This window comes from Xenorhabdus yunnanensis, assembly GCF_028598805.1.
In the GTDB taxonomy this organism is placed as follows: domain Bacteria; phylum Pseudomonadota; class Gammaproteobacteria; order Enterobacterales; family Enterobacteriaceae; genus Xenorhabdus; species Xenorhabdus yunnanensis.
Map to the genome: position 1 here is coordinate 24,340 of NZ_JAQRFI010000030.1, position 12,188 is coordinate 36,527.

General features: G+C 40.6%; 9 protein-coding genes. 7 read left to right on the plus strand and 2 right to left on the minus strand.

Annotation, left to right across the window (positions count from 1 at the left end):
- The first annotated feature begins 3 nt into the window (after positions 1 to 3).
- Complete coding sequence (gene ttcA, locus PSI23_RS13210) at positions 4 to 897, plus strand: tRNA 2-thiocytidine(32) synthetase TtcA (protein WP_273555524.1); 894 nt, start codon at positions 4 to 6, stop codon at positions 895 to 897.
- A gap of 709 nt (positions 898 to 1,606) precedes the next feature.
- Here the strand turns inward: ttcA and zntB are convergent.
- Both zntB and PSI23_RS13220 read right to left on the minus strand, forming a co-directional pair.
- A complete protein-coding gene (gene zntB, locus PSI23_RS13215) occupies positions 1,607 to 2,590 on the minus strand; it encodes a zinc transporter ZntB (protein ID WP_273555525.1) in 984 nt (327 codons plus the stop codon).
- A gap of 58 nt (positions 2,591 to 2,648) precedes the next feature.
- Positions 2,649 to 4,241 carry a peptide ABC transporter substrate-binding protein gene (locus tag PSI23_RS13220; protein ID WP_273555547.1) on the minus strand — a complete coding sequence of 531 codons (1,593 nt, stop codon included), beginning with the start codon at positions 4,239 to 4,241 and terminating at the stop codon, positions 2,649 to 2,651.
- Between the two features lie 217 nt (positions 4,242 to 4,458).
- On the opposite strand from PSI23_RS13220, the gene tpx reads away from it, so the two are divergent.
- The 6 genes from tpx to PSI23_RS13250 all read left to right on the plus strand — a co-directional run bounded on the left by tpx (position 4,459) and on the right by PSI23_RS13250 (position 12,183).
- Entirely contained in the window at positions 4,459 to 4,962 is a 504-nt protein-coding gene (tpx, locus tag PSI23_RS13225; protein WP_273555526.1) for a thiol peroxidase, read from the plus strand.
- Between the two features lie 494 nt (positions 4,963 to 5,456).
- A complete protein-coding gene (locus PSI23_RS13230) occupies positions 5,457 to 7,421 on the plus strand; it encodes a type VI secretion system Vgr family protein (protein WP_273555527.1) in 1,965 nt (654 codons plus the stop codon).
- Between the two features lie 83 nt (positions 7,422 to 7,504).
- Positions 7,505 to 10,066, plus strand: coding sequence for a DUF2169 family type VI secretion system accessory protein (locus PSI23_RS13235; RefSeq protein ID WP_273555528.1), 2,562 nt, complete (start codon positions 7,505 to 7,507; stop codon positions 10,064 to 10,066).
- A complete protein-coding gene (locus PSI23_RS13240) occupies positions 10,063 to 11,136 on the plus strand; it encodes a pentapeptide repeat-containing protein (protein WP_273555529.1) in 1,074 nt (357 codons plus the stop codon). The genes PSI23_RS13235 and PSI23_RS13240 overlap by 4 nt, the downstream gene beginning before the upstream one ends.
- 14 nt (positions 11,137 to 11,150) lie before the next feature.
- On the plus strand, positions 11,151 to 11,768 hold the full coding sequence (locus PSI23_RS13245) for a DUF3540 domain-containing protein (RefSeq protein WP_273555530.1): 618 nt from the start codon (positions 11,151 to 11,153) through the stop codon (positions 11,766 to 11,768).
- Positions 11,769 to 11,781: 13 nt separating this feature from the next.
- Positions 11,782 to 12,183: a DUF4150 domain-containing protein gene (locus tag PSI23_RS13250; protein ID WP_273555531.1), complete on the plus strand. Its 402-nt coding sequence runs from the start codon at positions 11,782 to 11,784 to the stop codon at positions 12,181 to 12,183.
- Positions 12,184 to 12,188 lie beyond the last annotated feature (5 nt).

The window sequence follows — 12,188 nt, forward strand, 5'->3', positions numbered from 1 at the left end:
GCAATGAATCAAAAAGATACGAGAAAAGAGACACTTGAATTCAACAAACTCCAAAAACGCCTGAGGAGGAACGTTGGTAATGCCATTATTGATTACAATATGATTGAAAATAATGATGTTGTAATGGCATGTATCAGTGGTGGCAAAGATTCATTTGCGATGTTAGATATCCTGTTGAATCTGCAAAAGGCGGCACCAATAAACTTCAGTGTAGTTGCAGTGAATCTTGATCAGAAGCAACCCGGTTTTCCTGAGCATATTTTACCCGAATATTTTGAAAGTCTGGATATTCCTTACTACATTGTAGATAAAGATACCTATTCGGTTGTTAAAGAAAAAGTTCCTGAAGGAAAAACTACCTGTGGATTGTGTTCAAGACTGCGTCGCGGCACACTCTATTCCTTTGCAGAAAAGATCGGGGCAACAAAAATTGCACTCGGACATCATCTTGATGACACCGTTGAAACTCTGTTCCTGAATATGTTCCATGGCGCACGTATGAAAGCCATGCCGCCAAAATTGCGCTCTGACGATGGCCGTAATGTTGTCATAAGGCCAATGGCCTATTGCCGTGAGACAGACCTTATCCAGTATGCGGAACACAAACAATTCCCAATCATTCCTTGCAATTTATGTGGTTCGCAGGAAAACCTACAGCGGCAGACAATCAAAGCGATGTTGGTAGATTGGGATAAGAAAACACCAGGCCGGGTTGAGAGTATTTTCAAATCTATTCAAAATGTTAGCCCAAGCCAATTAGCAGATAAAACACTTTTCGACTTTGTCAACTTGCCATTGTCTCGTGATGGAGAAAGAGAAGAGTATGCTTTTAATGAAGCAGTAGTATCGTCAACTAACATTGATGAAGCTATGTTTATCGATATCACAAACGTTTAAATTAAATTAAGTTAAACTGAAAGCAGTCTTATTACAGACTGCTTGAAATTTATTTCTGTTCACCATTATTTATTTCTGTTCACCATTAAGAGTGGAAAACTATCCTGCCAAATCGAAATAGCCTTCAAAGAAGTGTCCGATTTCTCTTGAGCAGAACACTCAATAAAGGTGAACTAATTGACTTTCACCAGTAATCCTAGCAGAAATAGAGAAGGTGAAATGGAATTTAACATATCGTCAGCATCACCTTCTATTACTCAGGGCTAACGCATGAATATTTTTCGGCCTTTTTGTGTGTAACTATGAGACATTGATCGTTTTTTATGTGTAATTTACCGTTCATCGACATCTAATTCTTTCAAAACGCAGATTATACGGGGTTATAAAGCAGGTTTGCTGCGGATTAGAACTGGGGGGACGCACTCAGTAACAACAGAAAAAATAGCCGATACTAAAACAAGCATCGGCATAATTAATGAGCAATTATTCTGTTAAAACTCAATGTGAGAAAAACTACAATTATGGAGTACAACGTTCATCGCTCAACATTGTATTCACCTGCAAGGCCTATAGTGCCTCAATTATGGGTAACGATTATTGATATATCTCAAATCTGATAGCACTATTGGCGTCCTCTGGGAGTACATGATGATTATTTGCTCAATTGATTTTTCTTTCTATAACTATTTACTTCTATAACCATTTACTTCTACAGCCATTTACTTCGCCTTAACCACCAAGCAAAAACCACCATCAGTAGTGACAGCAAAAAACTGAATAAACCGAATCCAAACTGATATTTATTACCCGGTATCCCCCCTAGGTTGACACCGAATAATCCCGTCAAAAAGGTTGTTGGCAAGAATATCATCGTCAACAGAGACATCATGTAAATACGGCGGTTCATGGCATCCGCCATCATGGAAGTGATTTCATCCGCAAGGACTGCGGTTCGGGCAATGCAACCATCAAGATCATCCATTCCCCTCCCCAGTCGATCAGCAATTTCCTGCATTAAATGACGCTCTTCATCGCTCATCCAAGGCAGTCGCTCACTGGTCAGACGAATAAAAACATCCCGCTGCGGAGCCATGTACCGGCGCAGCACAATGAGCTGTTTACGCAGCAACACCAATTCTCCGCGACCAGGTATTTTCTGCTCCAAAATATCATCTTCAAGCTCAATCAGATTGTCATGTAGCTCTTCAATGAAGTCATTAACTTCATCAGTAATGGCTCCGGCTATTTCAATCAACCAATTTCCGGTACTTTTCGCACCAACACCGTTATGCAAATCTTCCTGAACTTGATCGATGGAATGAATTTTCCGATGTCGGCTGGAGATAATAATTTTGTCATTAATATAGATACGGAACGAAACTAGGTGATCAGGGCGCGCATTATCATTGCGGTTTACCGATCTCAAGGTAATCAAAGTTCCTTCGCCTGTGCGCAGCATCTTCGGGCGAATACTTTCACTCACTAACCCCTCCTTTACCGGAGACGGTAGCAAGGTTGTATTCATGAGCCATTGATGACTATCCGGATTTTTATAATCAAGATGTTGCCATACTGGCTGTTCTGCGGTTACAAGTGAATCTTCCTCAAATGCCGTAATGCCTCCCTTGCCATTTAATTGACAGGCGTAAATGGCATTTGAACCTTTAAATACCGAGCCATAGATCGTATCCACATCTGCTCCTTGTTCGTATTTAATTTTCGTGCTTAATTTTTGTACCTAACGTTCGTGACTAATTGTTTTTCTTGATGATATACATGGTATGACTATAAGCGACATCTTCAGGATTAGTGATCGGGTATCCTTTTAACCACGGTTTGATTAATCGGCCATTGGTATACTGATAAATCGGGGCGATTGGTGCTTGCTCCGCAATCATTTTTTCTGCCCGGTTGTAATCACGATTTCTGGCTACATCGTCAGTTTTATAGCTGGCAGCTTCGAGCAGCGCATCATAGTCAGCATTATGGAACTTCGCGATATTGCCACTGTGAGTGGATGTCAGAAGAGACAGAAAACTGGATGCCTCATTATAGTCGCCGGTCCAAGAGGCTCTCACCACATCGAAGTTACCCGTATTACGGTTATCCACGTAAGTTTTCCATTCTTGATTCACCAGTTTCACTTCCACTCCCAGTTTTTTCTTCCATTCAGAACTAATCGCAATCGCTATTCGCTGGTTGTTTTCTAATTTGTTATAAAGTAATGAGATCTTTAATGGATTTTCAGAGCCATACCCAGCCGCTTTCAGTAATTCTTTTGCCTGAGCATCCAACTCTTGTTGAGTCAATGTTTCCAATCGGCTTGTCTCTGGCTTGAACCCTGCCGTAACATCCGGAGTGAAATGCCATGCAGGCTTTTCTCCCGTTCCGACGACTTTTTTCGCAATCAGGTTCTTGTCTATCGTCATTGAAAGCGCTTGCCTGACCCGAACATCATTCATTGGTGCTCGTTGGGTATTAAAAGCATAGTAGTATGTTCCCAATTGATCCGGCGTAAAGACTTGTCCGGGAAGATCCTTCAGCAATTTCTGGTACATGTTTTTAGGAAAAGATTCCGTAATATCCAAATCGTCCGCCAGATAACGCTTGGTTGCATGGGACTCCTGATTAATGGGCATAAAAGTAACTTTTTTCAGTACCGTATTTTTGTTATCCCAGTAATACGGATTTGGTTTCAGGACAATTTTTTCATTCACGACGCGTCCGGTTAGCATAAATGCCCCATTCCCCATCAAATGCCCTACCCGAGTCCAATCTTTACCGTATTTATCAATGCACTGTCTGTTAACCGGATAAAGACTAAAGTTGGTTGTCATACTGGGGAAATAAGGTACAGGACGGTTCAGGGTAACTTTCAGTGTATAAGGATCGATGACCTCAACACCCAATTTCTCTGATGGCAGCTTTCCATCAATGATTTCCTGAGCATTCTCAATACCTGATAAAGCAGCAAACCAAGAAAAAGGAGAGGCATTTTCAGGATTGACCAGTCTCTGCCAGCTATAAACAAAATCAGATGCCGTGACGCTGTCACCATTAGACCAACGAGCATCCTGACGTAATTTGAATATCCATATCTTGTTATCTTTCGTCTTCCAATCAATGGCAACACCTGGAATGGCCTGACCGTGGGCATCTTGGTTGACCAAACCTTCAAACAGATCACGTAATACTTGCGCTTCTGTTAAACCGAAAGATTTTATTGGATCCAGCGATGCTGGTTCATCTTTTAACTGACGAACCAACTCTTGGTCGGGATCAAGCTGAGTGCCAACAGGAACTTGAGCAGCAGCAACAGATAAAGAAAAGGAAAGCCCTGCCATCAACAATCCTGTTTTCAACAACACAGAGGGAAGCAACGTAAAATTATGCATGATTTTTGTGCCTTGTGAGTCTAATAATCGTCCTAAAATAAATTATAAGACATTGTTAATTAAAGGGTGGGAGAGTATTTCATGGATATTGAATCTATTTTTGTGGGCAAGATCGCACTATTCCTTTACACTGGCGACGCAGTTTACTTTATAGAGAGATAAAACCATGACACAGACAGTCAAGTTTCAAGGCAGTGATATCACCGTCAACGGCGATTTTCCACAAGCAGGTCAGGCAGCAAAAGAATTCACGCTGGTCGCTAAAGATCTTGCTGATGTAGCATTGAGCCACTACGCAGGTAAACGCAAAGTGCTTAATATCTTCCCAAGCATTGATACCGGTGTGTGTGCCACATCTGTCCGTACATTTAATCAGTTCGCCAGCGAATTAGACAATACTGTCGTATTGTGTATTTCAGCAGACTTACCTTTTGCCCAGTCTCGTTTCTGTGGCTCTGAAGGTTTATCTAATGTCGTAACTCTTTCAACGCTTCGCAGCGGGAACTTCCGGGAAGATTACGGCGTTGCAATAAACGAAGGTCCATTGGGTGGACTGACTGCACGTGCTGTCGTTGTTCTGGATGAAAACAACCAAGTTATTTATAGCCAGTTGGTCGATGAAATCACCAATGAACCTGACTATGACAGTGCGTTATCCGCATTGAAATAATTGTTTCATTATTAATAATATTGCTTTTGTTTTTTAACGCAGCAACATATTGTTTTTAAAAGTTTATTTTCTGGCGACGATGGAATTATTAATTGTAATTTTATCGTCGCCAGCTTATTCCACATATAAAATCATCCCACGATCACCATTAAGACACGATCACCATTAAGAATAGTTATTCTGTTCTACATCAAACCCCTTTCTTATTCATTCTAAAAAATATCTTTAATATCAAAGCATTACGCCATTATAAATTCCTTTCAAACCACTATTTACATTCACAACATAAACCATAATAAAACAAAATAATAACTATGATTATAATCTTGTTGCAAAATATTTTTAAGAGTCAAATATTACATACAAGATAATAACAAATGAAACGTTGTCGCTCAATAAGGGCAATCAGGGACATAAGAAAATTTAATTTGTTCTCTGGGTTTTAGCCCAAAGGCCGTGCGGTAGCTATCGCCTTAAGAAAAAAGAGGTTTCAAATGGAAAGAGTTATTATTGCTCACTCTGCATTAAGTGATGACACTTTAATTTTTAATTCCTTAAAAGGAAAAGAGAAACTATCAACTATTTACAGTTTTGAAGTTGAACTCTTCAGTAAAAACAAAGATGTTGATATCAAGGAATTAAGAAATAAACCCATATCAATAGAAATAAAGAATCCAGCAAACATTGCAGAAAAATCACGGTTTCTAAGCGGGATTATCCGTGAAGCTATCATTTGTGATTATTATGATGAATATTACTACTTATATAAGGTCATCATCCAACCTACGTTGTTTATACTCACTTTAAACAAAGATTTCAGAATCTGGCAGAAAAAGACAGTTCCTGAGATTATTAAGGATGTTCTCAATAAACATAAAGTAAAATTTAAGAGTGAGCTCAATTCTAAATATCAACCATTAGAATACTGTACTCAGTACAAAGAAACTGATTTCGATTTTTTGAGTCGGTTAATGGAACGTGAAGGAATTTATTATTATTTTCAACACAATAAGAATGATCATACCTTAATATTAGCGGATTCCCCACAATCCCATTCAATGCTGCCAGAATACCCTTCCATTGAATATTATCCAAATCATTCCCCACCTAAGGACAACGACAAACATTATCTGTACGACTGGACTGTAAGTTATTCAATAACGCCAAAGCTTTATACGATGAATGACTATAATTTTCTTAAACCAAATGCACTGCTGAAAGAAACCCAACAGAATCCAGATCCTAATGTGCCAAAAACAGAACTGTTTGAGTGGCCGGGAAATTATACTGAAAATGCGCAAGGACAATTCTACGTTCGAATACTACAGCAATCCTGTACCGCACAGAGTCAGTATATAAAAGCGAAAAGCATAGAATCAGATATTGCTCCGGGTTATATCTTCACTTTATCAAAAGCCCTGCGGGATAAAGATAACGATGACTATCTTATTGTCAGTGCAGACTATGAACTCTATGAAAGCCCATACATTGTAGGCATAAATTCTTCTAGTGCTGGCAGCTCGTGCAAAATAATCACTGAGTTCACCGCTATTCCCGCCAAAGTGAATTGGCGTGCTCCTCGCATCACACCATGGCCAATCGCAGGCACTGACCGGGCTACTGTTGTCGGAGCAAATGGGAAAACCATTTGGACTGATGAACATGGTAGAGTCAAACTTAAGTTTCATTGGGATAGAAGCGATACAAAAGACGATAAGAGTTCCTGTTGGGTGCGGGTATCTAACGATTGGGCAGGTGCAAAGTTTGGTGCGATACAAATACCCAGAGTGGGCGAAGAAGTTATTGTCAGTTTCATTAATAACAATCCGGACGAACCTCTCATAGTAGGACGTAGTTTTAACCAAAATAATATGCCTCCCTGGGAATTACCAAAAGAAGCCACCAAAATGGGAATAATGACACGCAGTCTGGAGGGAGGAAAAGATAATGCCAGTTATTTATTTATTGATGATGCCCAAGGAAAAGAATCTTTTGAAATTCATGCTGAGAAGGATATGAAGATCTCCGTGGAAAATGATAAAACCGTTTCCATTGATGGTTCTCGTATCACAGAGATCAAGAAAAAACAGCAAGACACCGTAGAACAAGACGCCACATTTCACTACAAGGCGAAACACGAAACAACGGTAGAGCAAGAAGAAAATGCCACTTACAAGAATAAGCAAAAGACTACCGTCAGCAATGGTAAAGAAGTCGAAGTAACAAGTGGTGGAATTCAATATACTATTTCGGGTGGATATAAAGCATCTATTACTGGCAGTAAATCCGAAAATATCCGTGGAAGTTATAAGCTGGATGTTACAGGCAATAAAAATGAATCTGTAACAGGAAGTGCTGATATTAAAGCAAGTAAGTTATCCCTAGAATCCAATTCTATATTGGATGTTAACAGTACAATAAGAATCGCCATCACAGCCGGGCTTATTCAATTAGGTTAAGTGCTCATTAGTTTCTCTATTCTATTAAAGAAAAAATAAAAAACATTATTTCTATCTTAATGGAATTCATTCGGTGATTTTCAATGAAAATTATTAAACCTCTGCGCTTAAGTATGCTGCATCGCTCTTATCGCTGGCGACAACAAAATTATCTTGGGATCTCCATTATGGCCTTAGCCGATATGAGTACCTCCCCTCGCCTGCGACCGGAGCCAGAGCTTTGGCAACTTGCAGAAGCCGAATTAAAAACCTGCAATGGCATCATCGATCTCGCCATTCCTAAGTCCTCTGCTGAATTTCTCGCGACTGGTTATGCCTATACCCATCACCAGACAGATAAAACGATTTGTCCTGTACGCATTCAGATAGAACAATTGGATAAGACTCTGATTGCTTCCGGGGATCGCCATTGGGTTGGTGATAAACCCTCCAAGCCTCAAGAGTTCGAACAAATGCGGCTGGATTGGAGCCGGGCTTTCGGCGGGGAAATTTATGACGAAAATCCGTACGGTATCGGCTTTACTCCAGAAACACAGGAAAATGGTCTGGAGATCCACCGATTGCCGAATATAGAAGCCTCAAACCAGCAATTTTTGTCACCACAAGATAAGCCGAATCCCGCCAGTTTTTGCCCTCTGGAATTCATGTGGCCACGCCGTTTCACTCGTATCGGTAAAAAATATGACAAAGAATGGCTGGAAAATGAATTTCCTGGTTTTTCCGATGATATTGACTGGCGGTTATTTAATTCCGCTCCCTGCGATCAGTGGTGGGAACAATATAAGGCGCTGCCAGAAAAAGCGGCATGGCGCATCTGGAATATGCATCCCGAAAAACCCATACAAGAAGGTAAACTTCCATCATGGCAAGCTCGTTGCTTTATCAAACGACTGCGTGCTGATGAAGAGATTTTCGAAGAAATTGCAATGCGCAATACAACAGTGTGGTTTTTTCCTCATCTGGAACAGATGATCCTGATTTGGCACGGTTGTGCACGCATTAATGAAGATGATGCTTCTGATGTTTTACAAATGCTCTCCGCAATGGAGCTGAAGCATGAAGTACACTCTGAAAATCATTACCTGCAAATACTCAACCAGCGTACAGATAAAGAAAAAGGCGCATTATATGCCTTCCGAGAAAAGGATCTGATCCCTGAAAACATCATTGGCCCATGGGTAGATACAGAACAACCAGAAAATGGCAGTCCTTTGAGGGAGAACCTGCAAAATCGAGAAAAACGCCTGCGGGAGCAACAAAAAGAACGTATGGCGAAATATGGAAAAGATATCAACACACTCATAACCTCCCCTAATGAACAATCTTCCAACCCTAAACCAGATGAATTACCCGAGTTTGTTCACAAAGCGGAGCAAGATGCTGCCCAAAAATATAATGAAGCCAAGCAACAACGGGAAAAAATTCGTGCAATAGCTCAAAAAAAAGGCATTTCGGTTGAACAAACTGCTATGAAAAATCCCCCCAGAGGACTACAAAACGTCCATCAAATGCGGGATATATTGCATCAACAAATAGAACTAGACGATAAGAAGCTGGCGCAGGTTGAGCAATCCCTCCATAAAATGTATCTGGCCTCTGTACAAGCACGAGAGCCAGCTCTGCGCTTGACAGGTGATTTGTCACAAATTATTCGCAAACGAGTCCAATACACCATGCTGGAAGGGAAAGATTTCAGTGGGATAGACTTTACGGGAGCGGATTTATCCGGGATGGATCTGCGTGGTGCCAATTTTTCTCGTAGTTTGCTGGAAAGTGCCTGTTTTAATGATTGCCAACTGGATGGTGCAGATTTTAGTGAAGCAATGTTGGCCAGAACGGAGATATGTCACGCCTCTCTATATGGTGTACAACTAGATAATGCCAGTCTGATACAGGCAAAATGTGAAAAAAGTGATTTTTCAGCGGCAAGTTTTAAAGAAACGCAATTGCAAGAAACGTTGTTTGACCATTGCCGATTTAACAATGCGACCTTCTCAGATCTGTTCCTACAAAAAACCTTTATCAAGCACTGTCATTTTCACCATTCGCAATGGCAAGGCTGTACTTTTCTCGAGATGATCCTGCCTGCATTAAATTTTAATTACGCTAACTTGAATAAAGTTTCGTTTATCAAGTGCCAGTTAGAAAACGCCATTTTTGATCAGGCTACACTCGATAATTGTTCATGGATAGAAACAAAAGCAGAGTCAATCAGGTTCCTAACAGCAAAACTGCTAAATTGTGTCTTTACTATGGAAAGTGTTCTTAATCAGGCTGATTTCAGTTATGCCACTTTAACAGAATGTAATTTACGCCAGATGCCTCTGATTCAGGCCTCTTTTCATGCGGCAATATTGCATAGCAGTGACTTAAGCGAAGCTAACTGCCAATTGGCCGACATGCAGTATCTGAATACAACCAAAAGTATATTTATCAGAACGGATTTTCGGGAAGCATTGCTGAATTATGCCAACCTGATAGGTGCTTTTATGCAGAAATGCACTTTTAATGGCGCTGATCTACGAGAAGCCAATCTGTTCCGCACTGATATGTCCCAATCAATCATTGACGACTCAACTTTGATTGATCATGCCTATACGCAACGTACCAAAACTTTACCCAAACGCGATCAGGAAGTGATATGAATATACTAACGGCTGATGATGTCATGACGAAAATCAAGCAGGGTGGTGTCATTGAAAAGGTCACTTTGCAGGGAATATCGCTGGTTGGACAAAATTTATCAGGGGGTCAATTCAGAGAAGTAGATTTTTCAGATGCTGATTTTTCCCATGCCATACTTAAAGAAACGGTCTTTACTGAATGCCTGCTTGAAGAAACTGTCTTCAATTCTGCCATATGTGAAAAGACCTTGTTTGAGCAATGTCATATGATACGCGCAATGTTCAATGAGGCTACAGTGAACAATAGTATGTTCACGCAATGCGTTTTAAAAAAGACACAATTTAAAGCCACAAAACAAAACAGCACCCAATTTTCATCCTGTCACCTTCAATATGCGGACTTTATTGAAAGTGAATTTGATCGCGTGACATTTATCAACTCAACACTGGATTACGCAATATTACGCAATTGCCACTGCTTTTTGGTCACGTTTTTTCGTCAGGATTTAAGAGAGACTGATTTTTATGCAAGTCGATTTATCAAAACCGTTTTTTTTGAATGTGACCAACGCAATCAAAATTACCAAAACATGCAATTTCAGGAATGCCAATTCACAGATAACCAACTTGATGCAGTAAATTTTAATCACGCAAAGTTAACCAATTGCAGCTTCAAAGGAAGCACACTGCATAACGCTCAATTATCGAATGTCAATGCAACCCAAGCCTTATTCATCAATGCTGATTTAACCCGTGCATGCTGCCATAACAGCCTGTTTAATGAAGCGATTTTTATCGATGCTTGCCTTGAGTGGGCGGATTTCCGACAGAGCCAGCTTCAACAAGCCATCATGCAGAAAGTCCGTGCTGTAAATGCACAGTTTGTTAACTGTGATATGACCTACGCTGATCTTTCCTATTCCAATTTTAATCAGAGTGATTTTCGTACAGCTCATTTTATGAGGACCCTTTTTCATCGTACTCAACAAGTTGGAGCACTCTTCTCTGATCGTCAGGGCATATTGGAAAATGATCCTGAACTATTTGCGGCTGAAGAGTGGAGTATAAAACAACGCCAATATAAGATTTAATCTGGAGAATCAATATGATGAAATCTTCTTATGCCCTTTTTTCATATACTCTTGCCCCGGAGCCGCTACAACAAGTTGTAGGCCAAATTGTTAATATCCTTCAGGATGGTAGTTTAATGGTCGAAAGCCAAAACCGTGGTTGGCATTGTCGGCGTGCAGCCAGCTGCTTATTAGCACCCGAAATGGGAGACACGGTATTACTTATGAAGGCTGATGATCAGTTCTGGATATTGGCAATATTAGAGCGGACAGAACAACAAAATCCGGCTGAAATCAGTGTATCGGGCGATCTATCCATTACTGCTCAGGGTAACTTGAATTTGAACAGTAACGGATTAAATATCACGGCTGATAATGGAAATTGCCATATCAATGAAATGCAATACAGTGGTGAATCATTGTCCGTCTGGGTGTCCATCACAAAAATGATAGGCAACCAATTTGAATCCGTTTGGCAAACGGTAACACAGTTGAGTAATCGTCTTTTCCGTCATACCACGCAAACAGAGCAAGTACATGCAGGGCAATTAGATATGCAAGCTGAGAGCTATGTGCGTCTACACGCTCAAAATACTGTTGTTTCCGCCAAAGCCATCACAAAAATAGATGCCGAACAGATCCACATAGGATAAAAGAGGAAAAATTATGTTTGCCAATACCCAAGGAGGCGGCATGGATCTGGCAATACCAGATATCTGCCTGACTCCCGATCCTCTTCTAGGTATTATACCGATGGTTTATCTCAATATAGCTCAAGGTACTAACGGTATTAGTCCCAGTACCGCCAATATCCTCTTTGTGGGTAACCCAGCCCATAACATGGCGACAACCATTGCCATAACGAACGGCGATAGTCTCGGGATCGAATTGGGCATCCTATCAGGAACTGTCATGGGGCCATCCCGCCATTTGCTTGGGGCCAATAGTGTTTTGATTAAGGGATCACCGGCAACCCGGCTATCAAGTCTCACTATGCAAAATTCAACCAATGCTATTGGCTCACGCATCAGTCCCAGTCAGACAAAGGTTTATATTGCAGGAGCTTGATCTCT